The organism is Streptomyces sp. NPDC060366, from assembly GCF_042725135.1.
In the GTDB taxonomy this organism is placed as follows: domain Bacteria; phylum Actinomycetota; class Actinomycetes; order Streptomycetales; family Streptomycetaceae; genus Streptomyces.
Map to the genome: position 1 here is coordinate 67,984 of NZ_JBHXDC010000019.1, position 23,823 is coordinate 91,806.

General features: G+C 69.9%; 26 protein-coding genes. 20 read left to right on the forward strand and 6 right to left on the reverse strand.

The features are described from left to right. The first annotated feature begins 151 nt into the window (after window positions 1-151). Window positions 152-802, forward strand: coding sequence for a hypothetical protein (locus tag ACFWHU_RS32085; RefSeq protein WP_387229156.1), 651 nt, complete (start codon window positions 152-154; stop codon window positions 800-802). Between the two features lie 153 nt (window positions 803-955). Here ACFWHU_RS32085 and ACFWHU_RS32090 read toward each other — a convergent pair whose 3' ends face one another. The 4 genes from ACFWHU_RS32090 to ACFWHU_RS32105 form a co-directional block, all read right to left on the reverse strand. Beyond that, entirely contained in the window at window positions 956-1,423 is a 468-nt protein-coding gene (locus tag ACFWHU_RS32090; RefSeq protein WP_387229159.1) for a deaminase, read from the reverse strand. After that, the gene (locus ACFWHU_RS32095) at window positions 1,423-2,103 is read right to left on the reverse strand and encodes a RibD family protein (protein WP_387229161.1); all 681 of its coding nucleotides are present in this window, start codon (window positions 2,101-2,103) and stop codon (window positions 1,423-1,425) included. The genes ACFWHU_RS32090 and ACFWHU_RS32095 overlap by 1 nt, the downstream gene beginning before the upstream one ends. Continuing rightward, entirely contained in the window at window positions 2,103-3,539 is a 1,437-nt protein-coding gene (locus ACFWHU_RS32100) for a helix-turn-helix domain-containing protein (protein WP_387229163.1), read from the reverse strand. The genes ACFWHU_RS32095 and ACFWHU_RS32100 overlap by 1 nt, the downstream gene beginning before the upstream one ends. Window positions 3,540-3,662: 123 nt before the next feature. Continuing rightward, the gene (locus tag ACFWHU_RS32105) at window positions 3,663-4,451 is read right to left on the reverse strand and encodes a GntR family transcriptional regulator (RefSeq protein WP_387229165.1); all 789 of its coding nucleotides are present in this window, start codon (window positions 4,449-4,451) and stop codon (window positions 3,663-3,665) included. 391 nt (window positions 4,452-4,842) lie between these two features. Here ACFWHU_RS32105 and ACFWHU_RS32110 point away from each other — a divergent pair, with 391 nt between their 5' ends. The 8 genes from ACFWHU_RS32110 to ACFWHU_RS32145 all read left to right on the forward strand — a co-directional run bounded on the left by ACFWHU_RS32110 (window position 4,843) and on the right by ACFWHU_RS32145 (window position 11,760). After that, window positions 4,843-5,643 (forward strand): hypothetical protein, encoded by an 801-nt coding sequence (locus ACFWHU_RS32110; RefSeq protein WP_387229167.1) that lies wholly within the window; start codon window positions 4,843-4,845, stop codon window positions 5,641-5,643. A gap of 117 nt (window positions 5,644-5,760) precedes the next feature. Next, entirely contained in the window at window positions 5,761-6,126 is a 366-nt protein-coding gene (locus ACFWHU_RS32115; protein WP_387229169.1) for a hypothetical protein, read from the forward strand. A gap of 149 nt (window positions 6,127-6,275) precedes the next feature. Continuing rightward, a complete protein-coding gene (locus ACFWHU_RS32120) occupies window positions 6,276-6,632 on the forward strand; it encodes a hypothetical protein (protein WP_387229171.1) in 357 nt (118 codons plus the stop codon). A gap of 504 nt (window positions 6,633-7,136) precedes the next feature. Beyond that, window positions 7,137-7,319: a hypothetical protein gene (locus ACFWHU_RS32125; RefSeq protein WP_387229172.1), complete on the forward strand. Its 183-nt coding sequence runs from the start codon at window positions 7,137-7,139 to the stop codon at window positions 7,317-7,319. A gap of 166 nt (window positions 7,320-7,485) precedes the next feature. Further along, window positions 7,486-7,785, forward strand: coding sequence for a WhiB family transcriptional regulator (locus tag ACFWHU_RS32130; protein WP_387229174.1), 300 nt, complete (start codon window positions 7,486-7,488; stop codon window positions 7,783-7,785). A gap of 108 nt (window positions 7,786-7,893) precedes the next feature. Next, entirely contained in the window at window positions 7,894-8,109 is a 216-nt protein-coding gene (locus tag ACFWHU_RS32135) for a DUF5999 family protein (protein ID WP_387229176.1), read from the forward strand. Beyond that, entirely contained in the window at window positions 8,106-9,308 is a 1,203-nt protein-coding gene (locus ACFWHU_RS32140) for a tyrosine-type recombinase/integrase (protein WP_387229178.1), read from the forward strand. The genes ACFWHU_RS32135 and ACFWHU_RS32140 overlap by 4 nt, the downstream gene beginning before the upstream one ends. Then, window positions 9,301-11,760, forward strand: a complete 2,460-nt coding sequence (locus tag ACFWHU_RS32145; protein ID WP_387229181.1) for a tyrosine-type recombinase/integrase — start codon at window positions 9,301-9,303, stop codon at window positions 11,758-11,760. Before ACFWHU_RS32140 ends, ACFWHU_RS32145 begins: the two co-directional genes overlap by 8 nt. A gap of 47 nt (window positions 11,761-11,807) precedes the next feature. On the opposite strand, the gene ACFWHU_RS32150 is transcribed toward ACFWHU_RS32145, so the two are convergent. Beyond that, window positions 11,808-12,533: a nucleotidyltransferase domain-containing protein gene (locus ACFWHU_RS32150; protein ID WP_387229183.1), complete on the reverse strand. Its 726-nt coding sequence runs from the start codon at window positions 12,531-12,533 to the stop codon at window positions 11,808-11,810. Here ACFWHU_RS32150 and ACFWHU_RS32155 point away from each other — a divergent pair. The 9 genes from ACFWHU_RS32155 (at window position 12,522) to ACFWHU_RS32195 (ending at window position 22,082) form a co-directional block, all read left to right on the forward strand. Beyond that, complete coding sequence (locus ACFWHU_RS32155; protein ID WP_387229185.1) at window positions 12,522-12,740, forward strand: DUF5999 family protein; 219 nt, start codon at window positions 12,522-12,524, stop codon at window positions 12,738-12,740. The two genes, ACFWHU_RS32150 and ACFWHU_RS32155, sit on opposite strands and share 12 nt — an antisense overlap. 267 nt (window positions 12,741-13,007) lie before the next feature. Next, window positions 13,008-14,777, forward strand: coding sequence for a DUF2637 domain-containing protein (locus tag ACFWHU_RS32160; protein WP_387229187.1), 1,770 nt, complete (start codon window positions 13,008-13,010; stop codon window positions 14,775-14,777). 137 nt (window positions 14,778-14,914) lie between these two features. Further along, complete coding sequence (locus tag ACFWHU_RS32165) at window positions 14,915-15,463, forward strand: hypothetical protein (protein ID WP_387229189.1); 549 nt, start codon at window positions 14,915-14,917, stop codon at window positions 15,461-15,463. Continuing rightward, the gene (locus ACFWHU_RS32170; protein ID WP_387229191.1) at window positions 15,460-15,663 is read left to right on the forward strand and encodes a hypothetical protein; all 204 of its coding nucleotides are present in this window, start codon (window positions 15,460-15,462) and stop codon (window positions 15,661-15,663) included. The genes ACFWHU_RS32165 and ACFWHU_RS32170 overlap by 4 nt, the downstream gene beginning before the upstream one ends. Before the next feature lie 123 nt (window positions 15,664-15,786). Next, window positions 15,787-18,345: a hypothetical protein gene (locus ACFWHU_RS32175; RefSeq protein ID WP_387229193.1), complete on the forward strand. Its 2,559-nt coding sequence runs from the start codon at window positions 15,787-15,789 to the stop codon at window positions 18,343-18,345. 12 nt (window positions 18,346-18,357) lie between these two features. Continuing rightward, window positions 18,358-18,831: a conjugal transfer protein TraB gene (locus ACFWHU_RS32180; RefSeq protein ID WP_387229195.1), complete on the forward strand. Its 474-nt coding sequence runs from the start codon at window positions 18,358-18,360 to the stop codon at window positions 18,829-18,831. A 115-nt stretch (window positions 18,832-18,946) separates the two neighbouring features. Continuing rightward, window positions 18,947-21,220, forward strand: coding sequence for a winged helix-turn-helix domain-containing protein (locus ACFWHU_RS32185; protein ID WP_387229197.1), 2,274 nt, complete (start codon window positions 18,947-18,949; stop codon window positions 21,218-21,220). Further along, entirely contained in the window at window positions 21,199-21,459 is a 261-nt protein-coding gene (locus ACFWHU_RS32190) for a hypothetical protein (protein WP_387229199.1), read from the forward strand. Before ACFWHU_RS32185 ends, ACFWHU_RS32190 begins: the two co-directional genes overlap by 22 nt. 86 nt (window positions 21,460-21,545) lie before the next feature. Continuing rightward, window positions 21,546-22,082, forward strand: a complete 537-nt coding sequence (locus ACFWHU_RS32195; protein WP_387229202.1) for a hypothetical protein — start codon at window positions 21,546-21,548, stop codon at window positions 22,080-22,082. A 27-nt stretch (window positions 22,083-22,109) separates the two neighbouring features. Here the strand turns inward: ACFWHU_RS32195 and ACFWHU_RS32200 are convergent, their stop codons facing one another. Then, the gene (locus ACFWHU_RS32200) at window positions 22,110-22,382 is read right to left on the reverse strand and encodes a hypothetical protein (RefSeq protein ID WP_387229205.1); all 273 of its coding nucleotides are present in this window, start codon (window positions 22,380-22,382) and stop codon (window positions 22,110-22,112) included. 44 nt (window positions 22,383-22,426) lie between these two features. On the opposite strand from ACFWHU_RS32200, the gene ACFWHU_RS32205 reads away from it, so the two are divergent. Further along, complete coding sequence (locus tag ACFWHU_RS32205; protein ID WP_387229208.1) at window positions 22,427-23,197, forward strand: hypothetical protein; 771 nt, start codon at window positions 22,427-22,429, stop codon at window positions 23,195-23,197. A 106-nt stretch (window positions 23,198-23,303) separates the two neighbouring features. After that, the gene (locus ACFWHU_RS32210) at window positions 23,304-23,741 is read left to right on the forward strand and encodes an NUDIX domain-containing protein (protein WP_387229211.1); all 438 of its coding nucleotides are present in this window, start codon (window positions 23,304-23,306) and stop codon (window positions 23,739-23,741) included. The last annotated feature ends 82 nt before the right edge of the window (window positions 23,742-23,823 follow it).

The window sequence follows — 23,823 nt, forward strand, 5'->3', positions numbered from 1 at the left end:
CGCGGGGCTTAGCCATGTCTACGGTGATCGTATTCACAGACACAGTACCCCCCTCACGGTGTGTAACGACACCCCGGCACCAACCGTGTCGCCCCTCCCTGAGGGCCCCCTGACGCGCCGCCAGCTTCTGACCCTTCGTGAGACCACGGTTATGGAGACCGGCATCATGATCCCCATGCACGCGACGCCAACTGATCCCCTGGACGTGGAGACCTTTGCCAAGCCGGCGCAGCAGCGCCGCTTCGCCGCAGCGATGGAACGGATCGCCGCCGGCCGGGCTGTCGGTGATCCGGTGCGTATCTACGTCAGCGCTGGGCCCATGACCATGAGCAGCCCGAAGTGGGAAAGCTGGCTCGCGCAGATCACCGACGAACTCCCGGTCGGCGTCGAAGTCCTCCACTACCGAAGTGTCTTCCCCGATGACCAGCCGTACGCCTGGGACCGCCTGGCCGAGACGATCGACGGTCTCGTCGTTGTGGGTAAGCAGAAGAGAGCCGGCAGCCGCGTCTATCGCTTCGGGCCGGTCGCTCGTCTCGAACTGCGCTCGGTCGTCGCCCAGAAACCTGTACTTCTGTACGCCCACAGTCTTGGGCTCATTCCGGTAATTGATTGTCAGAGCCAGGTCCTCAATCCAGAAGGCACGCCGAAGCTGAAGCTCATCGCGCCGAAGAGGTGGAAGCGCGGCACCCTGACGCTCACGGCAGCCCTCAAGGCACTCAACCCGAGCAGCGCGGAAGTTAGCCGGGAAGAGAGCGCAGCCCCTGGTCATCTGACTCATCCGTTCGCCGCACCTCCCCGCTGACAAGCTGCCTTTTGAGCTCACACCAAACCCATCACAAAAGGCAGGTGCTTTGGAATGCTTTTCATTTCGGGCCACCGCATATGCCGTCAGACGGTCAACTTTCCACCGCTGCGTCCCGCTGGACGGGCGGTGAGCGGATGGCGGCGCGGGACGTCATGCCAGCCTCCCGAGATGCGAGTTGACGGCTCGGGCGGCGTCGGCGAGCTCTGAGAGCTCTGCCACGACGACCCCGGACTCCAACAGCAGCTCGTAGCCAATGCAGTTGTCGACGAACAACGACGGCTCGCGCCAGGCGATGACGACACGCGGGATACTGGCGGCGAGGATCCGCTGGGCGCAGGGCGTACGGGAGGCGCTGCGCTGGGAGCAGGGCTCCAGCGTGCTGTAGATCGTCGCCCCTGCGAGCCGCGGGTCATCGGGTGCGAGCTGAGCGAGGGCGACCTCTTCCGCGTGGTCACGCGAGCCAGTGGCTCGGGAGTGACCTGACGCCAGCTCGGTGCCGTCCTCGCCCACGATGATCGCGCCAACCGAGTAAGCGCCCACAGCCGGAGGGCACAGTGCGGAGAGGTCGATCGCACGCTGCATCCAGCGCAGGTCCTGGGCTCGGTCGGGCGTGTACATCAGGCGCGTCCCTTCGGGGCGTAGCGCACGAACACGACGTCGTCGATCGCGCGGACCTCCAGCACCTTCATCCGGGCGGTCGAACCGCCCGGGTAGTCGTCGGCACCGAGGAAGCGTGCCGCCTCGGGTTGGCCCACGAGCAGGGGGGCGATGGCGAGATGGACTTCGTCGGCGAGGTCTGCGGCCATGAGCTGGGTGTGGATCGTGCCGCCCCCTTCCACCATGAGCTGGCCGACGCCGCGCCGCCCGAGCTCCTCGAGGGCCAGGCGCCAGTCGAACTCCGGTCCGACGCTTACGATGTCGGCCAAGTCGCCCAAGGTGGCGCGCACTTTCTCCACCGCGTTGTCCTCGGTGAGCACCAGCTTCTGACCGCCGTGGTGCCAAAACTTCAGGTCGGCGGACAGGTCCCCGGACCGAGTAACCGTGACCTTGAGCGGGTACTCCGGCTTGCCGTCGGCGACGCGCTGCGCACGCCGTTCGGCGCTGTTTACCAGCAGACGGGGGTTGTCGCGGCGCATGGTGTTCGCGCCGATCAGGATGGCGTCGGACTGCGCACGGACCTGGTCAACACGGTCGAAATCGGGAGCGTTGGACAGGCGCAGCCGCTCAGGGCTGGTGTCGTCGAGGTATCCGTCGACCGACATAGCAGCGGACAGCACGACGTACGGGCGGGCGGTCATCAGATCGGGTCCGTTTCGGTCTCGTGGACGAGGGTGGCGTCGAAAGCGGCGCGGAACTCGCCGACCTCCGCGAGGCGCTGCCAGGGAATCAGGGCCTTGTCGAGCCGGGCGAGCTCGTTCGTGATCCGGCCGGAGCCGGTGTCCTCCGCCACGGTCAGCGCGTACATCCCGATCGCGGCGGCCTGCTCCGGGGCACGGGCGCCGGCCATGGACACGGCCTGCCGCGCCATGTAGACGCCGCGGTCGCGGTGGTAGCCGTCCGGCATCATCCGGATCGCCGCGGCGTACCCGTCCGCAGCCTGGTCGTGCTTGCCGAGAGCCTCCAGACCCTGAGCGCGGTGGACCTCCACGTACGACGAGTTCAGCCACACGCCCCACGGGGTCGGGTCGGAGGCAACGCCATCAAGGGCATTGCGCACATCGTCGATCGCGCGCTCGCTTTCATCAGCGTCGCCGCGCAGCGCGTGCCCGAACGCCTCGTACGTGCGGGCCACGGCGGCGAGCCGAGAACGCGGCCGCGCCATGCCCTGGGCAGCCTCCGCGAGGTCGACCACGTCGACCAGGTCCGCGACATCGCCAGCCAACTGCGCCTTGCGAGCCATCACGTACGTGGTCAGATCCTGGTCCCCGACCGTTTGCGACCACTGCATCGCCCGGTCCAGCCAGTACGACGCGGCCTTCGGGTCGCCGAGGTCCTGGTAGAGCCAGGACAGGAACTCGCCGTACTGCGTTTGGAGCTCCATCAAGTCGCGCCGGTCGACGCCCTTCGCGTCTCGCCGCAACTCCTGGATCACCTGGATGTGGTCGCGTGTCGCGCTGACCGCATGCCGGGGCCCGAGCAGGTTGTCGTTGTCGATCAGCAGGCGGCGGGTACGGCGCAGGTGCTCCACCGGCGTCGATCCGTATGTCGACGCGGCCCGAGCCTTACGCACCAGGCCCGACACGGCACCTGAGTCCGCAGCAGCCGGCGAAGCAAGACCGATGGCGGTCGCCGCCCCGATCCCCACTCCACTGCGCAGCAGCGCACGCCGATTCAGAGCCACCCAAACCACCGACCCATCACGTAGACGACACGGGACAGAGAGCCCCTCACCGTCCGACGTTGCCTGGTCCGATAGCCCCAGAGCTAGATCCATCGATGACTTGGCCACATGAACCGACGGATTGGCCACATGGCCATGCTCGTCACCGATGCGCTCCCACAGCCGGAACAGCATGCCGTTCGCGTCCAACGCGCCATCAAGCAAGGCTGCCTGGTCACGGGTGGCCATGCGCTCGGCACGTTCGAATCGTCCCAGGTGGGAGTGGTCGACCATGGCTCGCTTGGCCAGCGAGCGAAGGCTAAGTCGGCGCAGATTCCGCAGCTCGCGCAGTTCGAAGCCCCAGTTGTGCAGCGGCGACACCCAAGGCGTCAGCTCCCTTGGTTTCTGTGCCATCCCGCCCCAATCCTGTGGCTGATGTGGCCAGTTCGCCCGGCCACATGTCAGATCTGGAACTTGCCGCTTCCCTGGGCCTAGAACCGAACTGCACGTAGTTGAGATCGGTCAGGGAGGTGGTGCTCAGTGCTCGTCTTCGTCGTCGTCCACATCCGAGAGTCGCGCGCTGGAGTGCCGGCGGATGCTGTATCCGATCTCGAACTCTTCGGCGCTCATCCGAGTGTCGTTGAGTTCGAGGACCTCTCCGCTAGGAGAGGCCGCCACGCGTACGACGCGCAAGAGGGGAACGCCGACATCGGCGGGCAGGTTGAGTGCCTGAGCCTCTTCGGGGGAGGGCATGCGAGCCGAGACGCCCTCTCTCCAGTGCAGAGGCCGGTGGCCCATTTCCTCCAAGCGGTCGTAGATGCCGCCGGGGCCGGTGTCGGCTTCGGCGAGTCGAGTTCCTCGAGCGACGTCGGCCGGCAGGTAGCTGGTGGCCAGCTGCTTGGGTTTTCTGGTCTCGGGATCGCCCATCACGCGGTCGCGAATGAGGACCTCGGATCCGGTGCCGAGACCCATCATGGCCGCGAGGTCGACTGGGACGATGTCCCAGCGGACTGCGGGCGGCTTCAGAGCCACCCAAGGCTGTGCGGTCGGGTCGAAGTAGTAGCCGATCTCGTCCCGGAAGACCTGACGCGACCGGGTGACGCGCTTCTTCTCTGGACGCTCGCGGACGATCGTGCCTCTGCGGCGGACCGCGACTACGAGGCCCTCTTGTTCCAGAAGGGCGATGGCGCTGCGCACCGTCTGGTAGCCAGCGCCGTATGTCGTCTGGAGTTCGGTGAGCATCGGCAGCTTGTTGCCAGGCATGTACCGCCCCTCGCTGATCTGCTGCCGCAGGTCAGCGGCGATGTCGCGGTACGAGACGGGCATCGGAGCCACCTTTCGAAGTGCTGCTCAGTCTTGATCCTAGGGCTAGCTCTATCAGTCAGCGATGGCTCAGCACAACCGATCAACGCGATTAGAGCTATCGCTATTGACTCCGCATTGCCGCATGGTCTCTACTAGGCGATAGCGATAGCTCTAATGCTCAGTCGAGCACGGGCTACGCACTCGCACTACCGCAGGAAGTCGTCCGCCTTCACGGGTGGCCGGGGTCGATAGCACCACCAAATCCCCCGGGTTTCTCGACTGATCTGCGTGCACGTCGCAGCGCAGATGCGCTGTCCGTCCTCGAGGACGCCGGGCTTACCCGTGCGACCTGGTGGGCGGAGAGAGCACCGCGACGCACTCCCCCGTTCGCCTCCGGCGCAAGGAGATCTTGATGACCACGTCCACGATGCCCATGGCCACGAAGCGCAAGGCCCGGACCCGTACGAAGCGAGTCAGCCACCGCCCCGCGATCGTGGTCTCGATGGTGCTCCCCAACTTGATCGACCTGCTGCCCGGCACAGAGAGCCTGGTCTGCCCGGACTGCGAGACCTGGTGCCCCATCACCGGGCACGACGGCCTCACACCGAAGTTGGTCCCGCACCACACCGGCCGGGCTGGCACCGGCGAAGCGCGCCGATGCGGCGGCAGCAACCGCCGGGTGACGATCGATCTGACGATCGCGGAGTGGCGGCATCTGCTGGCCGATGCCATCAAGGAGACGTCGTCCCGGCGCGCGACGAACGTGCTGCGCAAGCCGAAGGTCGCACTGGTCCCGGCCGTTATGCAGATCGTGCCGGTTTCGCCCGGCCCGGAGACGGCCCGTACGACGTACCGGAGTCACGTCAAGGCGTGCCCCGCCTGCTCCGGCCGCATCCGCTGCGCCGAAGGTCGGCACCTGGCGGACATCTACACGAGCCTGACCCGCCACGAGCCCCGCCGCCAGCAGATCCGCGCGGCCATCGCCCGGGAACGGGCGCGGTTCGACCGTATCTACGCGGCGCAGGCGGTGACGAGCCGGGCGGCCGAGTGGGGCAAGCAGGCCGAGACCAAGGTGAAGCGGAGCGCGCTGGCCAAGCGGTCAGGTACGGCTGTCGAAGACACCAACAACACGTGCCGCTTCATCGTGGCGGGTGCCGTGTCCGGGCTCCGCGGCCCCGAGCTTCCGATCAAGCCGATCCGTATCACCGCCTGACCCCCAGCACCCACAACGAACGACCACGGCCGCCGCCGCCCCGACACCGGGGCGGCGGCGGCCGTGGCTGCTCGTACGCGCAGTCCACTCGCCGCCCTCTCGGAAGGACCCCTTCTTATGCGCAGCACGCTGGCCGACCTCTACACCCGCCACTCCGCACGGCTCGCCGCTCGCGTCGCGGCGCGCCTGGACGCCGCCGGGGCCGGTGATCCACTCGCCGATACGGACGACGTCACTCAGGAAGTCTGGCTCGCCGCAGCTGAACTGGACGTTCTTCCCGCCCCGGACCAGGCGTGGGTGGTCCTCCGGGAACTCGCCGACCGGGCGGTCCAGCAGCGCGAGCAGGTCGAGCATCACCGCCGTGAAGTCCCGTCCGGCATGGGCCTGCCCGCCGTACGGGACCTGCCGCCGGTCCCGATGCCCCGCATCGTCGTCTTCTTCGCCGATGTCGAGCCGGTCGAGCCGATGGCCGTCGCGGCCTGATCCGTCTCTCTTCCTGTGTACTCCGTCGTCGCCGGCTCTTCGGGTCCGGCGTCGGCGGAGGGCTGACAGGAAGCCCTGCACCACCAACAGGTGCGCCGCCCAGGTGGCAAGACCTGGACGGCGCGATACAGGCACCCCAAGGAGGTCCTGTGATCACCACTCTTTCACGGCCTGCGGCACAACCGAAGGCCGGATGGATCGAAGACGAGGAAGAGCGAGACAACCAGCGCGGTCCCGAGCGGGACGAGACGGACAACCGTCTGGTCGCGGCGGCCGACCCGGAGCCCGCTCCGGACCAGCCGCCGCTGCCGAAGCGGGACCCCGGCAAGCATCTCCGCGAAGAGGTCTCGCTCTCCGCCGACCAGCGCCTTGGCAGCTACCTGCGGCGCCTGGTCACTGAGGCCGGCGCCCACATCCCCGCCGAGCGGCGCGCACCGCGCACGCTCAAGGAGATGCACGCCAGGATCGACGCGGCGCGCTGCGCCGGGGCGGGAGCCACCCGGTGAACCTCCGTATCGCAAGGATGGTCGTCCTTCGCTGGCAGTGCTGGATGTGCCAGCGCGATGTGGACGACTACCTCACCCGCTGCCCGCACCCGCACTGAGGAGGGGCGACATGACACTCCGTCTCCTGCTGCGGGCGCTGGCCACGTGGAAGTGCCCGGGCTGCGGCTGCCTCAACGCCGACGGGGACGTCTCCTGCGCGTACTGCTGACCACCAGGTGACCGTGCCCGACATTCCGTCTCTCATACGGGCCGCCCGCGCCGCACAGCACCACGCGGCGCGGGCGGCCCTTGCTCGCGGACTGCACCATCCCGCAACTCGGGTACTTCTGGCGGCCGCCGCCATGGCTGCCGCAGCGGCGTACCAAGCCGGGCACCGCGTCCACGACATCCACCACCACGACCGGAGCTACTCCGATGAGTGAGCCGAAGCCCGCTCCCCAGCCCGACACCGCCGCCGGTACGGCGCCGCGACGTCCGCGTAATTCTCGACCGGTTCAACCGCCGGTGAGCGCGACGAAGGACGACTTGTACGTCCGCTACATGAAGGCGTTCAAGGCGTCCGGCGAGCACACCAGGGGCTGCGCGGACTGCCAGGACGGCCGGGAGTGCAGGGCGGGGGCGCCGATTCACGAGCGCTTCGTCCGGCTCCAGGACGCCTACCAGGCCCGCCAGTCCAAGCAGCGCTGATCTCCGACATTGCCCGTCGTCCCCGCGCCTTTCCGGGCGGGGCCGGCGGAGAGCGCCGGGAGCTCACCCCGCTCCGGCCGTTCGCACGGCCGCCGTCGACACGCAAACAGCCCCAGGGGTGCATCCCTGGGGCCGTTTCCTTCACCGGACCTTCTGGGAGGCCCTGATGAATCGCCTGTCTATCGTACGCACTTCCGCCTACGGGCCCGTCTCCACCACCGCGCCCGCCAGGCAGCCCCGGCCGGCCTGCGCGGGGGCGGATCCCGAGCTGTTCTTCGCTCACGCCTTGGCGACCGCGCAGGTCGCAGAAGCCAAGGCCATTTGCGCCACCTGCCCGCTGAAGGCGAGCTGCCTCCAGGGCGCCCTGGAGCGCGGTGAGCACGGTGTGTGGGGCGGCACGGACGATGACGATCGCAGCCGGATGAAGCGCCGCGCCGCCCGTCGGCGCGCCCGAGCGGCGGCCTGACCCGTACTGCCGGTTGCCTCCCCCGCCCGTACTGATGCGTGCCGTACGGGCGGGGTTGAGGGGAGTTGGACAGCCCGGACCCGAACACCCCATAGAGATGAGGCCCGCATGACCGCGACCACCACCCCCTCTCCCGCGATCAGCGACGTCACGCTGACGGATTCGCTGTGTACACACACCCCGACGTGCCCGACCGCCGACGGCCCCGACGCGGAGGCCGCGCACGTCGTGGCCGCTCACCCGGAGCAGGGCTGGTGTGTTAACTGCACCTTCTTGAGGTCGTTGGGCACTGCGATGTCCGACTGCCCAAGGAGTTCTGTGTGACGTCGCACCTGCGCAACCAGCTGATGGAGGGGCGGGCTGTCCTGCCCCGCGTCGGCTCGGTCGTTCAGCTGGAGACCCAGCACCCGGCGTACGCCGTACTCGACCCTGCTGGAAGCCCGGTCGAGTCGGTGACGCCCTACCTGCGGGACCTCGCTCTGAACGACAACAGCCCAGCAACCAGCCGCAGTTACGCCAACGACCTGCTGCGGTGGTTCCGGTTCCTGTGGCTTTTGAACGTGACCTGGGACAAGGCAACGGAAGGGGAGGTGGCAGTGATAGTGGGATGGCTTCGTACGGCACCGAATCCGCAGCGCCGCCGCACCCGGCCCGAGGCACCGCAGCCCGGCTCGGTCAACCCGCGCACCGGCAAGCGGTACCTCCAGGCCGGCTACGCCCCCGCGACGATCAACCACGCACTGACCGTGATCGCCAGCTTCTACGACTTCCACCGCGACCTGAGCCAGGGCCCGTTGATGAATCCGGTGCCGGTCTCGGAGGCACGGCGCCGGGCGCTGGCTCACCGCAACCCGGCAGAGGCCGTGCCGGCTTTCCGCCGCTCCCGCCTGCGTCAGCGCGTCCCGGCCACCGAGCCCCGGGCCATCCCGGACGCGATGTGGGACGAGTTCTTCGCTGCCATGAACCACGACCGGGACCGCGCTGCGGTGCTGCTCTACGTCTCCAGCGGCGCCCGCGCCGCCGAGCTGCTCGGAGTCACCCCGGCCGACGTCGACTGGCCGGCCCAGATCGTCTACGTCGTCTCCAAGGGCACGAAGCTGCGCGAGCCGATCCCGGCGAGCCCGCAGGCCCTGGTGGTGCTGGCCGCTTACCTCGACGCGATGGGCATGCCCGCTCCGCGTGAGCCGGTCTTCCGCACCCGCCGCGGTCCGGACAAGCCGCTCACCTACTGGGCGATGCGGCGCGTCATCCAGCGGGCCAACGACCGGCTGGGCACGAACTGGAGCCTTCACGACCTGCGACACACGGCAGCCGAGCGGATGGCGAACGACCCGAACCTGACCCTGGTCGAGGTCAGGGCCATCCTCCGGCACGCCGACCTGGCCACCACCGGCCGCTACCTGCACGCCCGCGTCGAGGACCTCTTCGACGCTCTCCAGGCCCACTACCAGCGCCCCCGCCTCCAGCCCGCCATCGCCCCCGGCTACGACCCGGACGACTTCAAGGCGGTGTTCGGTGGCTGACACCCAGACCTTCACCGCCCGCAACCGCCGCATCGACTACAACGGCGACGAGCCGTTCATCCCCGCTCCCGTCACACGCTTCGCCGGCGCGGAGCTCAAGGCGGCACCGGCACCGCTGCCCAGCACACCGCCGGGCCCCTTCGGGGACCTGTCCCGGGCCCCGGCCTCCGAGATCCTGCGCATCGTCGAACGGGCCACCAAGGGCCAGCCGAACCCGGGGCGCCGGCGGACTGCCGTCCGGCGGGTCTTCTCCGTCCTGGAGGAGATGCCCGGCGACACCTGGCAGGAACGGTGGCAGGCCAGCGGCTTCGACGACCAAGGCGCCGAGTCGGTACGCGTCCTGGCGCGCGAAGGCGACCGCGTTGACAGCGCGGATCTGATCGCCGGGATCAAGCTGGCGTTCTGCCTGCGCGTCATCCGGCCGTCGATCTCCGGCTTCCGCGCGAACAAGTTCCTGGACTACCCGCAGAGATTCCGTGAACTCCAGCCAGATCCGTTGCTGGAGAAGTTCTTCGCCGCGGCCGACGCCTTCGACGTCCACCACATGCACCGGGTCCGGGTGAAGTTCGACCTGACAGCCGCCCTGACCACGCAGGGCATCGCGCTGGAGGATCTGACTCCGTCGGCCTTGTTGCACTTCGGCATGGAGTCCAAGCGGCTCGGGGTGACTCACGGCAGCAAGGCGGGGGCGACGCGTTTCGCGGGCCTGGGCACCTGGCAGGTGCTGCACGAGATGGGCCACTTCCCGCCCGGCACCCCGCCGACCTTGCGGGCCTACGTCTATCGCGGCCAGCTCACCGTCACCCAGCTCGTCGACCGCTACCCCATCCAGCACCAGGGCGTTCGCCAGCTGCTGATCGATTACCTGACCCGGCGCCGGGCCGGAACCGACTACACCACCATCACGGCCCTGGCCCGCCAGCTCGCGAAGACGTTCTGGGCCAAGATCGAGAAGATCAACCCGGGGCAGCAGGATCTGGCGCTGAGCCCCGAGGTCTATGACCAGTGGCGCGAGGCCATCAAGCGGTGGGACCGCGACGAGCGCCGCACCCGCGCGGACGACTCCGGCATCCTCCTGGCCGTCCGCGCCCTCTATCTCGACCTGCACAGCTGGGCTATCGACGAGCCCGAGCAGTGGGCTCAGTGGGTCGTGCCCTGCCCGATCCGGCCGAAGGAGCTCAAGGGGTTCGCCAAGCGCAAGCGGGAGATCCACCAGCGGATGTCCGACCGCATCCGGGTCCGCCAGCCGCTGCTGCCCACACTGGTCGCGCACGTCGAAGGCCGCTACGAGCACCTGACGGGCCTGCTCAAGAAGGCCCGCGCGGTCGAGCTCGGAGAGATCTTCGAGCACGACGGGCACTCCTACCGGCGCACGGACAGCGACCGCGATCGCACCTGGGCCAGGAGCCAGGACGAACCACCGGTCCGCGTCACCGACGAGGACGGACAGGTCCTCAACGTCACGCTCACCGAGGACACCGCGTTCTGGGAGTGGGCCGGCCTGGAGATCCTGCGACACAGCGGCATCCGCGTCGAAGAGCTCTGCGAGCTCACCCACCTGAGCATCCGCCAGTATCGGCGCCCGAACAACGAGGTCATCGCCCTGCTCGTCATCGCCCCGTCCAAGAGCGAGCGCGAGCGCGTCATCCCGATGTCCGCGGACCTGTTCCACGCCATCGCCCAGATCATCCGCCGCCTCACCCCCGACGGCCGGCCGGTCCGCCTGCTCAACCGCTACGACCCGCACGAGAAGACCTGGTCAGAGCCCATGCCGTTCCTCATGCAACGGCAGAACGGCACGCAGCGATCAGTGATCTCCCCGACCACGTTCATCCACATGTTCGCCCGCAGCTGCGAGGCACTCGCCGAGACCCACCGGGCCTTCGCCGACATGACCTTCACGCCGCACGACTTCCGACGGCTCTTCGCCACCGAGATCGTCAACGGCGGCCTGCCCATCCACATCGGCGCCGCCCTGCTCGGCCACCTGAACCTCCAGACCCTTCAGGGCTACGTCGCGGTCTTCGCCGAGGACATCGTCACCAACTACCAGCGGTTCCTGAACCACCGCCGATCGCTCCGACCAGAGATCGAATACCCCGAGGTCACGCCCGAGGAGTGGGCCGACTTCGAGGAGCACTTCGACAAGCGCAAGGTCGAACTCGGCAACTGCGCCCGCCCCTACGGCACCCCCTGCAACCACGAACACGCCTGCATCCGCTGCCCAATGCTCCAGGTCAACCCCAAGATGCTGCCCCGCCTCGCGGAGATCGAGCAGGACCTCCTCCTGCGCCGCAAGCGAGCCCAGGAAGAGCACTGGCTCGGCGAGGTCGAAGGCATCGACTCGACCCTGACCTTCCTCCGCGCCAAACAGGCCGAAGCCGCCCGCCTCACCAGGAGACCCACTACCGACCTCGGCATCCCACGCCCCCGTCCCGAGGAGACCCAGTGATCCACAACGAAGGTCGATCGAGCGAGCACAGAGAAGGGAAAGGCAGGTCAGGCACGCCAGCGAAGTGCGTATCCCTCCCTCAGCGGTCCGCCGAGCAGGTCGAGTACCCCCTCAACCGCAGTCGCCAGTGGAGCGGGATCGGCCTGTTCCGCCAAGGCTTGATGGCCGTCCAGCAGCGCCTTTCCCCGGATCGGGTCGGCGCTCAGCAGTCTGCGAGGCAACCACTTGCCGATGCCCGTCCAGGCGCAGTGGTGGGCGGTGAGCAGATGTGCCGCCTCGCGCAGGGTGAAGTCGGCGAGGGAGAGCTGTTCATGCCGGTTCGCGGGCGGAGTGTCGACCAGGTCGTCCATGAAGCAGGTCAGGCCGTAGCGGCCTCGTTCCGATTCCGCCGGCGTGAGCGGCGGCGGCCCGGCCGCGAGTGCCGCTCGGGCCTGTTCGCGCACACGGGAGAGATCGCCGTGCGGGTCCATCAACGGCAGGCCCTGGTCATAGATGAACAGGACCGTGCCGCGGCGGCGGGCTCTGTCCCACTCGAAGAATTCTGGTATGTCCGCAACGGTGTTCAGGAACAGCTCAGCCAGGCGGCCCTCGTGGCGGACTACCTCACGGCGGCTGAAATCCGAGTCCGGCACGAGGACGGCCACGTCCAAGTCGCTGGTCTCAGTGGCACGGCCCTGAGCAACCGATCCCCCCAGAACGGCCCCCAGGGCATCCGGGAAACGGGTCGTGACCAAACGCAGAGCCTGAGCAGTCAGAGTTCCTTGATCATCCATGGGCCTTCATCGTGCCATCCGCGAGAAACGCATGCCAGGGGCCAAGCAGGACGCTCTCCCGTCGTTCAGGTCCCCAGCGAACTTCGATCGAGTGAAGTGCAGAGAAGGAGCCTGCTGTGCAACGCGGTCCTGCTCTTCGAGGACACCGGCGAGCTGCTCCCCGACGGCCGGATCGTCGCCCCGCACCGGCCGCCCGTCGCCGCCTGAACCACCGCACTCCGTCTGCTAGTTGCCCGCTCAGTCCCGCCCGGCGGGAGCCGTTCCCGGTTTCGGTCCCGCCCCGCAGTGCTTCGCGAGACCGCCCGCCCGCCCTCCGGGCCGCCGGTCTTTTCGTGTGCCGGGACCGGGTAAGCCGGTGCCTGTCTCGCAAGCAACTGCCCATCGGGACCGTCGTTTCGGGAACGCCCTGCCGCGTTTCGGGAGCGGCCCCCGCCGTTTCGACCCCGCCCTGAATCACTCATTCCGGAGGCCCCTGTGACGATCACCGAAGTGCCGCAGACAGCGGCACCCGACACCCCCGTTTCGCGCCCGCCAACCACCGTTTCGGGATCAGCCGCGCCGGTTTCGCGGACACCCCGCCCCGTTTCGCCCTCGCCGGAATTCGCTTCGGAGCCGGTAAACGGAACCGGAGCCAAGTCCTCCAAGCCGAAGTTGACCGGTACTCAGAAGGGCGCCATCGGGACGATCGTGGCTGCCGCGCTCGTGCTCGCGGGTATCGGCCTGTACCTGTCCTTCGAGCATGTCGCGGTCTTCGCGTTCGAGGAGCTCCGCTTCGCGAGCCTGGGCAAGGGCCAGCTGTTCGCGGTCGGCGTCGACGTCGGCATCATGGTGATGATCGCGGTCGACCTGCTGATGGCCTGGCTCAAGCGCCCCATCAGCTGGATTCGCTACCCCGTGTGGCTGCTGACCGGCGCGACGGTCGTCCTCAACGCCGCGTCCGGCGCCCCGAAGGGCCGGGGATGGGAGCTGCTGGACTACGTTGCCGCCGGCGCCCACGGCGTCGTGCCGGTCCTGTTCATCATGGTGGTGGAGCTGGGCCGCACCGCGATCGACCGCATCGTCCGCCCTGAGCAGGACGAACGTGAGTCGATCCCGTGGCTCCGGTGGGTGCTCGCTCCCGTGGCGACGGCACGGATCTTCCGCCGGATGCGGCTGTGGGGAGTTACCTCCTACCCGGAGATGACCCGCCGCGACCAGCAACTCCTCGCCTACGAGCAGTGGCTCAAGCGTAAGTACAAGGGCACCGACAATGGCCCCACCGAAGACGAGCTGCTGCCGACGAAGATGGCCCCCTACGGCTACACCGTCGAAGAGGCCCTGGCCATGCCCGCTGAGCAGGACCAGGCAGCTCAGGAGCGTGCCGAGGACGCGGAGCGTCGGCGCCTGGACGCGGAAACCCGCAGCGAGGTCGCCCAGGCGAAGTCCGAAGCCGAACGCCTGCGCGCCAAGGGCAGCGTCGAGGCGGTGCGCGCGGAGGTCGACGGCCAGACCGGTCAGGCCCGCGCTCACGCCCGTGCGCAGGTCGGCGCGGCTGAGCGGGCGGCCGAGCTGGAGGAGAAGGCGCTGGAGACGGCCCTGGTCGCCGAAGCCCGCGCCCGTGAGGCCGAGGCCGGGCGCAAGGAAGCCCAGGAGCGCGAGACGGCGGCCGAAGCGGACCTCCGAAAAGCCGAGTTGGAGCGGCAGGCGGCGCAGAAGCGGAAGGACGCTGCGGAGGCCGACCGGGTCGCCGCGGCGGAGGCACAGGCCGTCGAGACGGCGGAGATCGCCGAAGCCCGGCAGCGTGCTGCCGAAGCGGATCGGGTCGCTGCCGAAACGGAGAAGGACGCTGCCGAAACGCGCCGCGCCACTGCCGAAACCAACCGCCGCAGGGCGGAGGAGGACCGCCTCCAGGATGTGGCTCTCGCCGACATCGCGCGCGCCAAGAAGGACGCGGCCGAAGCGGACCGGGTCGCAGCCGAAACGCGGCTGGCCGCTGCCGAAATCGAGCGGCGCGCGGTCGAAATCGAGGACACCGCGAAGCTCAGCTCCCGCGAGCGGGCGATCCGCAAGGTCGCCCGCATGGCGCTCGCGGCCGGCCTCGTGCCCGACGGTCTGGCGCACGAAGACATCCACCACGAGCTGTGCGAGCGGATCACGATCGCCGACGTCCAGCGCAAGTGCGAGGTGTCGTCCACGGACACCGCCTCGAAGTACCGCCAGGAGGCCGTCGTGCTGATCGCCGACGGCTACCGCCTGGAGTCGTGACCTGCACAAAGAGCTGTTTCGACGGTTCCACCGGCCCCCGAGACGAAGTCAGCGCCTCGGGGACGCGGTGAAGGCGCCGAAACGCCACCCCCGACCCTGCCAGATCGCCCCGCCCCGAGAAGGAGAAACCGCAGCTCATGGATATCAACTCACTGTTCACGGACGAGGGCCTGCGGGCCTTCACCGCAACCGTTCGCGATCAGCACGTCAAGGACGCCCAGCAGTACGGGCAGATCGCCGACATCGTGCGCCGGCGCCTGGAGCAGACCCCGATCCAGGGTGACCGCTGGATGGCCAAGAAGCTGCGCGCCTGGAAGGTGTCGCGGCAGGTCAAGGCCATGCAGAAGGCGTCGGAGGAGGCCGCGAGCGCGGCTGAGGCCCTGTACGCGAAGTACGTCAACGAGGTCCTGGAGCTCCCCGCGCGCAGGGCCAAGGCGGAGGCCAAGAAGCTGGAGCGCAAGCAGGGCCGGCGGGCCGCCACCGGTGCGGCAGTCGCGAACTCGCTGACCAACAGCGTGCACGCACTGCACGACCCGCAGGCGGGCGCGCCGGGTGTTCCGCAGGCCCGCCCCGCGGAGTACCTGGACGCGGGCAGCCCGTTCAACGAGTGGCCGATGACGGCCGGCGGTGAGCAGGCCCCGAACCGCACGATCAACGACTACTTCCCGAGGGGAGAAGCGCGTTGACGACGCCTCGGCAGACGCAAAACCGCGCGAAGCACTGGAACGCGCGGATCGCGGAGGCCACGAGCGATCAGGAGCGGGCCGGGGTCTGGTACGACGCGTGCCGGACCCTGGCCCGCCAGGCGCAGCGTGACGGCAAGCCGGACCTGTGGCGCGCGCTCACCGCCACGCTGCACGACTTCTACAAGAACAACGGAGGGTGACGAAGTTCTTCTTCTTCACCGCCTCCTCCTCACCGCCTGGAGCACCCCAAGGCGCGCGCGTGTCGTGCGCGCGCGAGGGTGCCCTATGTGGTGACCGTCTGTCAACTCCGAGAGGGAGACGTCATGGCCGACGACGACGGCCCCACCAACTTGATCCACTTCCCCCGCGTGGGCTTCACCGCCCCCGCCGAACCTCCCCCGGAGACGCCCGATCCGGCCCCGGCCACCGTGCCGTTCGCCACCCCCGCCGACGCCTCTGCGGACCCTCCCGAAGCGTTTGCACCCGCGATCCGGACCGCCCCTTTGGACGCGATCGCGGCCCTGCCCGACCCCGGACTCGGGGCCCCGTTCCCGGCCGGTTCCGCGCCCCCCGCGGCTCCCGCTCAGGCGGTCCCGGCGGCCTTCCGGTCCGCTGCCGCGCAGCCGGGCGCGCCGCGCCTGGGGGCACTGTCGCTCGCCGCGGTCCTCGCGGTCTCGGTGGCGGCCATGCGCGGGATCCATTCCGCCGCGGCGGCGAACCGGGCCAGCCGGGAGCAGCGTGAAGCGGTCGCGAAGACCGCGAGCACCGGCAAGTCAGGCCCTTCCGGGGGCGGCTCGAAGAAGCAGGTGCAGCCCGGCCATGAATGGGCCCGCAAGTCGCTCCAGCGGTCCTCTGGCGGCTTGTCAGGAAATGGTCCGGGCAGGTCCGGACGCGGCGGTGGCGGGCTTTTCAGCGGCTCGGGAGGCCGGGGGCGCGGCGGGTCGACGACCAGGTCGCCCAGTGGCGCCGGCGGCGGCTCCCGCGGCAATCGCGGCGGCGGTTCGGGCTCCGGTTCGGGCGGCGGCCGCCGCTCCCCCTCGCCCGGCAAGAACAGCTCCGGCATCACCCCGCTGAAACGCAGCTCGCAGGGCGGCGGCCCGAGCCTGAAGAAGAACCGCGACCCCGGCGCCTCCGGTGGCTCCGGAGGATCGGGCGGAGGGAAGGGCCCGGGCAACAACGGCGGTGGCGGCGCGAGGAAGCGCTCCCCCGGCGGCGGGGCCGGCTCCTCCGGGTCGGGTGGTCCGGGTACGAACCGCAAACGCGTGCCCGGCGGCACCGGTTCCGGCGGATCGTCCGGCGGGCCCTTGAAAAAGCGCGGACCGGCCGGCGGTGCGGGCACCGGCAAGACCGGCCCCGGCAGCAAGAGCCCCGGCAAGGACACGGGCACCGGCGCCGGGACGTCCGGCTCCAAGGGCACCGGGACCGGCAAGGGCCCGGGGAGCGGAGGGCCGAAGAAGTCCCCGCGCGGGACGACCGGCCCGGCCGGGATCCTGCGCAAGAAGCCCGGTACCACCACGCCCGGCACGGGCCCGAAGCCCAAGAAGAGTCCGAACAGTGCCGGTTCCGGCCCCACCACGCCCGGCGGCACCGGTCCGGGCAAGAGCGGGAAGAAGGACAAGTCCCGTTCAGGCAAGGGTGGGAGCGGGACAGCGGGCGCGGTGCCCAAGGCACCGGGGGGCAAGTCCCGCAAGGGAAAGAAGATCACGCTCACCCCGGGCATCGCCCACGGCACGTTCGCGGCGACGGACAAGTACGGCTGCCGCTGCCGCAAGTGCCGGCGCTTCCAGCGCGAGTACGACCGCAAGGTCCTCGGGGCGATGAAGTCCGCCGCGCGCGGGCGCACCACGCTGGGCGACGCGGTGCACGAGACCGCTGAGAAGCGGCTCAAGCGCCGCCGGAAGAAGCTGTCGCCGCCGGTCATGACGAAGGCGAAGGTCAAGAAGCCGAAGAAGAAGACCGGCCCGAAGACCAAGCCCAAGCCCACGGCACCGGGGACCAAGCCGTCCGGCCCCGCCGCGACCGGCCCCACGGGCCCGGCCGCGAAGGCGCCGGTGCGCACCAGCGCCTGGTCCAGGGCGAAGGCACGGGCCCGCAAACGCGCCCGGAAGCGGGTCCCTCCGGTCCCGGCCGGGGCGCCCGCGAGGCCGATGCCGCCCAGGCCCACCGCCCCGCCCCCGGCACCCGCCGGGCCGCCCGCTCCGGTCGCGCCGAACAGGGCACCCGCCGGGGCTCCGGCAACCGGTGCGCCGGGTGGGGGCACGGTGCCGGGCACCGGCGATCCGCGCCTGTCGCCGTTCGAGGCGATGGGCGCCGCGACGGCGGTGTCCGATCCGGCTGGTCAGATCACGGTCGAACGGGCCGGCTCCACACCGCCCGTCCCTCCGAAGTCCGGCGCGGGTGTGCCCGCCGCCCGTACGAGCACGAAGGGAAACAGCATGGGAGACGCGCGAAACGCGGTGGCGGCGTACGCCAGCGGCGGTGTGTCGGGGATGTCCTCGGAGCACGCCACCGAGATCACGCTCGACGACACGCTCGACGTCCTGGAGGAGCTCACCCAGGACTCGTTCAAGGCGCACGAGACGTGCCGGAAGCTCTCCGTGAAGGCGCGGCAGATCCGGCACAAGCTCGACGAACTCGCCGCCGACCTGCGCGCGAAGCACAACATCCTCGGACGCCTGACCGGCGCCGCGATGGCGCGCCTGGCGGAGTCGATGGAGCTCCTGGCCCGCAAGGCCGACGAGATGTCCACCAGGTCGCTGGAGGCGGCGGAACTCTGCGAGATGGCGGAGAACGCGATGTTCGACGCCTACCGGCCCGTCCAGCAGGCCACCGAGGACGCCGGTCTCCTGGTCCCGTCCGCTCGCATCCACAACGAGAACTGAGAAGGGGGTCCCATGAGCGACAACTTGCCCGCCATCCCCGGCGGGGACGCTGGCTCGAGCAGCGACAACCTCCCCGCGATCCCGGGCATGGGCAGCGGCGCCAGCAGCGACAACGGCTTCCTTGCCCTGTCCTTCCGGACCGCCGCTCTCGCGTCGGCCGCTCTCATCCTCAAAGAGGGCATGCACCTGCTCCGGGCGCACATGGGCCGCAACGCCGCCAAGGCCGCGCGCCTGTCGGAGATGTGCGACGCGGCCGAAGTCGAGCCGCAGTTCACCGCGATGATCCTGGACGCCTCCGCCGCCCTCACGAGGGTCGCGGAAGCCTCCGGCGAGATGACGGATACCGCCGACACCGTCGAATCCGACGCCCGCGGCTTCAACTCCGCGCACGACCAGGAGTACCGGGGCGTGTACGAGGCGGTGAACGGCTCCGGCGTCCAGCAGGCCAAGCCCGGCTTCTACCAGCGCACCGGACGCCGCCGCTGACCCACCCAACCCGTTCCGAACCCGTTCCGATCATCGGCTGGGGCCGCACCCGTACACCGGGGTGCGGCCCCAGCCGCTACCCCGCCCACGCTTCTCGCCCCTGAAGGAGGCTGTGTTGAGCACCATCGACCAGGCGGCGCCGGCCGCCGACACCACCAAGCACGTCCCCGGCCACGTCATCCACCGGCGCGTCCTGGCCGAACGCACCTCCTACGCCCTCGCCGCCGCCGGGATGGCCATCGGCCCGCAGCTCGACGACGGGTTCTTCTCCTACGCGGGCAGCGCCGGTCTCGCGGCGGGCACCTTCGCCTGGCTGTACGCCAAGACGAAGGACCCCGACCAGGGCATGGCCGTTCTGACCCGGGCGCAGCGGGCGATCCCGTTCCTGACGGCCGCCGGCACCTACATCACGAGCCTGGTGACGCCGGGCTTCAACTGGTGGGAGGTCGTCACCCCGGCCGCGTGGGCCGGGTTGATGGGATGGATGGCGCCGCTCACCCGCAGCGCCGGTCTGGTCCTTCAGCTCACCGAGTACCAGGACGGCTCGGAGCCGCTGTCGTACGAGCAGTTCCTCGCCGCGAAGTGGGCGCAGGCCACCGGCGACGGCACCCGCCTGGTGTCCATCGCCCCGTTCCGGGCCGACCGGCCCGACTTCGAGGCCGTCGTCGTCGCCCAGGCCGGAAGGCCCGTCCCGACGTTCAACGAGGTCCAGCTGGCTGCCGCGTTCGACTTCCCCGTCGGCACCGTGAAGATCCGCCCCGTGCCCGGGTCCGGGCCCGGCCGGATGCGGCTGATCGCCCGCCCCACCACCGAGGACACCGAGCGCGCCGCCGAAGGGCTGCGAGGCCTGTGGGAGACGGCGGTCTCCGCAACGGGCGGCGCCGCACCGGGTGTCGACCTGATCGACCACCGGTCCGAGCCGCACCGGATCGTGCTCCTGGTCGCCTCCCCTCCGGGGAAGGAGATCCGCCTGCCGCACACCGCGATCTGCTCCGCGTTCGGCATCGACGACCCGTCGCGCCTCGTCATCGAAACGGACGGCATCCGCCAGGGTGTCGTCTCCGTCTACAAGACGAACCCGCTGATGAAGGTCCGCAAGGCCACCGTCGACGACCTGACGATGGACGCCAAGGGCCGTATCACCATCGGGATCTGCCACGACGGCAAACCCGCCCGGATGCGGCTGTGGGACCCCGGGCAGGGCGCGCTGCGCGGTATCACCGCCGGCGTCACCGGCGCGGGCAAGAGCGTGCTGCAGAACCTGATCCTCGCCGCGGAGAAGCGCTCCGGCGTCGTGTCCTGGGTCGGCGACGTCCAGGGCGGCATGTCGTTGCCCGAGGCGGAGGGCCGGGTCGACTGGTTCGCCAAGGGCCCCGTGGAGACGCTCCTGATGCTCACGGCCGCGCACGCGGTCATGAAATACCGCGAGCGTCTGTCCAACGAGATGGGGCGCGGCGACTTCGCGCTCGGCAGGCCGTGGCCGCTCATCAACATCACGCTCGACGAGATCAACCGGCTGCTGTCCCACCCGGACGAAGCGATGCGCAAAGCAGCCGCGTACATGATCGCCGACATCCAGAAGACCGGCCGCAAAGTCGGCATCGGCATCCGGCTCGCCGTCCAGTCCCTGCACCTCAAAGACCTGGGCGACGACGACGCGATCCGCCAGCAGGGCAAGGTCGGCGCGCTGTTCCTCATGCGCACCGCCTCCTCCTCCACCAGGGAGATGGGCCTGGACGGCATCGCCCCGGCCGGCTTCCAGATGGAGAACATCCCCGCCCGGATCTACGAGAACGGGCAGATCGAAGCCCTGTTCTCCGGCAAGGACGACGAAGACGGCGAGTCCACCGCGGGCATGGCGTACATGTTCCTCGACGGCCGGGCCAAGTTCATGCGCACGTTCTTCGCGGAGAAGGTCGACGGCGTCTACCCCGACCTCATCGCTCTGTACGGCGACGAACCGGCGAACGGCCTCACCGACGGCGAGGCCCAGGCCGCGCAGGCCGGGGCCGCGATCTACGGGGTCAGGCACACCAACCCGTACGCCGACTGCGACACCCTCGCCCAGGCGTTCTCCGACGCTCCCGGCAGCCAGCCGATGGCCGCCCCGCCGGCCGCCACGGACGGCGACAGCGGTGAGGCACCCGCCCCGCCGCAGTCGCCCTTCGGGATCCCGTTCGGCAACAGCGGTCCCGACATCGGGGAAGAGCCCGGCCTCCAGGACCAGATCCTCGAACTGCTCACCGACGGTCCCATGGCCCTCAAGCAGCTGCGCGAGGCCCTGCCCGCCTTCGAGCCCTCCAGCGTCAGCAACGCCTGCTCGCAGCTCAAGGCCAAGGGCCTTGCCAAGACGGTCAAGCGCGGCGTGTGGCAGCGCAGCGACAGCTGACCGTCACACCCGCCCACCCGTTCCATCCCACCGTGAAGGAGTTGCTCGTGGTTCTGTCGGTCTCTCTCGTCCTGCTCACCGGCGTCATCGTCGGTTTCCTTGTTCACACCGGCTACCAGCGGATCGTGCCCGGCCTCGTCACCGCCCTGTTCGGATTCTCCCTGGCCTCCACCGGAATCGCGCCCGGCATCACCAGCGGCATCGAGTCCATCGCCGGCTGGCTGGCCTCCCTCGGCTGACCGGCCGCCAGTAACCCCCGCCCCTCGCTGTGCCCTCCCCGCCACCACGGCGCGGAGGGCACAGCGCTCACCAGGAGCCCGCGCTCATGACCGCACCCACCACCACCCAGGGCCGCACCACACCGACCACACCCACGACCGGCACCACCGCCGACCTCGAAACCCGGCTCGCCCTGGCCGACGCGGCCATGACCGTGCGCCTGGCCGACGCCGCCCTCGCGTACGACGTGAACAGCGCCCACATCCCCACCGACCCGGTCGACCTGGCCGACGTCCTCACCACCCCCATCACCCCCGACGCCCCGCCGGCGCCCGACCCGTACACCACCCCGGTGGCGGCCCTGCTCCACCGCGCGTACCTGCGGATCAGCCGGGACGGATGGTGCACCAGGACCATGCGTGACGAGCAGGGCGCCGTCTGCCTGTTCGGCGCGCTCCACACCGAAGCGGCCGGTAACACCGCCCTCGAAGCGGGCGCCCTGGACGTCCTCACGGAGACCATCCGCCGCCAGTTCGGCGAGGTGGAGTCCGTGCCCGCGTTCAACGACGCCTTCGGCACCGGCCGTACGCCGCTGCGCATGCTGGAGCAGGCCGCGATCCTGGCCGACGCCCGCGGCATCTGACCGCACCGCATGGCCTGCGGTGCGGGTTCAGTCGTCGTAGTCGATCCAGATCCGTCCGTGGTCGTCGACCTCGGCATCCCGGACCTGCCCATCCACGATCGCCCGGTTCACGACGACTTCGACGTCCTCTTCCACGTCGATCCACAGCACGCCGTCGTCGTCGGTGAACGCGGGCCAGATCGTCCCGTCGGTGTCGATGACCTCGTCGAAGACGATCGCCTCCGGCTCATCGCGGGTGAACCACCCCATCGCAGCCGCCCCCTCTTCTTCCCTCAGGCCGTCGCTCACAGCCTGACCCATCCGCACGCTCCGTGAACACCTCATCAACAACAAGGAGTTGCTTCGTGCAGTCCGACAACACCCCCGGCCCCACCCGCCAGGAACCCGCCCACCTGCCCGCGCCCCTCCCGCAGAAGCCGACGGAGCCGAAGGAGCCGCGGTTCGCCGCGCTGCGCGCCTGGTGGGACACCGCTTGGGAAGAGGACGGGCTCCTGCACACCATGTGGGAGGACGTCCTCAGCGCGCCCGACGACGGCTGGCGCCACATGGCCGACTGGATCAAGACCGTTCTCGCGGTCGCCGGTCTCTCCTTCACCGTGCTCCTGGCGAAGGCCGCCGGCGCCGCTCTCCTGGACGCGCTGCACCAACTGCTCAACGCCGCACCCACGGTGCAGATGGGCGCCGACACCTCCGACGGGGTGTTCGCCGTCATCGACCAGCCGGTCCGCTCGTACCTCGCGGCCCACTCGAGCGGCCTGCCGATCAGCGACTCCACCGTCTACACGCTGTGGCTGCTCACCGGCATCGTCGGCCTGGTCCTCGGCTACCTCTCGCGGAACAACGGCGTCCGGGCGATGTGGACCACCCACGGCGCGGCCACCGTGTTCATGGTCTGGACGGCCACCCCGGACACCGGCCGCCCCGTCGCCACCGGACTCACCCTCCTCGCCTGGACGTTCCTCTCCGCGTTCGCGATGCGCGGCCTGACCCTGCGCCACCGCGTCGCCGCCGGGCGCCCGGCGAAGGTCACCGTCCAGCCCGCGATCCACGTCCACCCGGTCCCGGCCGCGCCCGCCGACGACCGTCCGCACACCTGCTGCCCCTTCCGGAACTGACCTCCGGTCGCCCCGCCTGGTCCTGGCCCCACCCGAACACGGGCAGGGCGAGGACCGGACAGGCCGACCGGCCTACTCCCATGCCACCGACCGAAAAGGGATCACCATGACCGACACCGACACCGACATCGTTGACGAGACGATCCACCTCACCGCCGACGTCGTCTTGTTCGCTGCCGGGCACGTCCTGCTGATCGAGCGGGGCTGGGACCCGTTCGCGGGCTGCTGGGCTTTGCCGGGTGGATACGTGAACGTCGGCGAAGAGATTCTGAAAGCCGCGGCGCGTGAGCTGGAGGAAGAGACCGGCATCTCGGTCTCCACCGCTGACCTCCGGCAGGTCGGCCCCTACCACGCACCGGGCCGCGACCCCCGCGGCCGGGTCGTCACCATCGCCTACACGGCCACCCTGCCAACGCCCGTCCCGCTTGCTGCCGGGGACGACGCCGCCGACGCCCGCTGGTGGCCCCTGGACGCGCTCCCGGACCTCGCGTTCGACCACGCCCGGATCCTCTCCGACGCCCAAGCGGGGCGCGACAAGGCCTGACCCGCCCCTCCGGCCCCGTACAGCTGTGCCCCACCGGGCTGTTCATCGGTGGGGCACTGCTGTTGCCCGTGATCATCGCATG

Excerpts from the sequence above, each read along its gene's own strand:
- ACFWHU_RS32085 (WP_387229156.1), top strand. The coding sequence starts at position 152 with ATGGAGACCGGCATCATGATCCCCATGCACGCGACGCCAACTGATCCC.
- ACFWHU_RS32090 (WP_387229159.1), bottom strand. The coding sequence starts at position 1,423 with ATGTACACGCCCGACCGAGCCCAGGACCTGCGCTGGATGCAGCGTGCG.
- ACFWHU_RS32095 (WP_387229161.1), bottom strand. The coding sequence starts at position 2,103 with ATGACCGCCCGCCCGTACGTCGTGCTGTCCGCTGCTATGTCGGTCGAC.
- ACFWHU_RS32100 (WP_387229163.1), bottom strand. The coding sequence starts at position 3,539 with ATGGCACAGAAACCAAGGGAGCTGACGCCTTGGGTGTCGCCGCTGCAC.
- ACFWHU_RS32105 (WP_387229165.1), bottom strand. The coding sequence starts at position 4,451 with ATGCCCGTCTCGTACCGCGACATCGCCGCTGACCTGCGGCAGCAGATC.
- ACFWHU_RS32110 (WP_387229167.1), top strand. The coding sequence starts at position 4,843 with ATGACCACGTCCACGATGCCCATGGCCACGAAGCGCAAGGCCCGGACC.
- ACFWHU_RS32115 (WP_387229169.1), top strand. The coding sequence starts at position 5,761 with ATGCGCAGCACGCTGGCCGACCTCTACACCCGCCACTCCGCACGGCTC.
- ACFWHU_RS32130 (WP_387229174.1), top strand. The coding sequence starts at position 7,486 with ATGAATCGCCTGTCTATCGTACGCACTTCCGCCTACGGGCCCGTCTCC.
- ACFWHU_RS32135 (WP_387229176.1), top strand. The coding sequence starts at position 7,894 with ATGACCGCGACCACCACCCCCTCTCCCGCGATCAGCGACGTCACGCTG.
- ACFWHU_RS32150 (WP_387229183.1), bottom strand. The coding sequence starts at position 12,533 with ATGGATGATCAAGGAACTCTGACTGCTCAGGCTCTGCGTTTGGTCACG.
- ACFWHU_RS32165 (WP_387229189.1), top strand. The coding sequence starts at position 14,915 with ATGGATATCAACTCACTGTTCACGGACGAGGGCCTGCGGGCCTTCACC.
- ACFWHU_RS32175 (WP_387229193.1), top strand. The coding sequence starts at position 15,787 with ATGGCCGACGACGACGGCCCCACCAACTTGATCCACTTCCCCCGCGTG.
- ACFWHU_RS32180 (WP_387229195.1), top strand. The coding sequence starts at position 18,358 with ATGAGCGACAACTTGCCCGCCATCCCCGGCGGGGACGCTGGCTCGAGC.
- ACFWHU_RS32195 (WP_387229202.1), top strand. The coding sequence starts at position 21,546 with ATGACCGCACCCACCACCACCCAGGGCCGCACCACACCGACCACACCC.
- ACFWHU_RS32200 (WP_387229205.1), bottom strand. The coding sequence starts at position 22,382 with ATGGGTCAGGCTGTGAGCGACGGCCTGAGGGAAGAAGAGGGGGCGGCT.
- ACFWHU_RS32210 (WP_387229211.1), top strand. The coding sequence starts at position 23,304 with ATGACCGACACCGACACCGACATCGTTGACGAGACGATCCACCTCACC.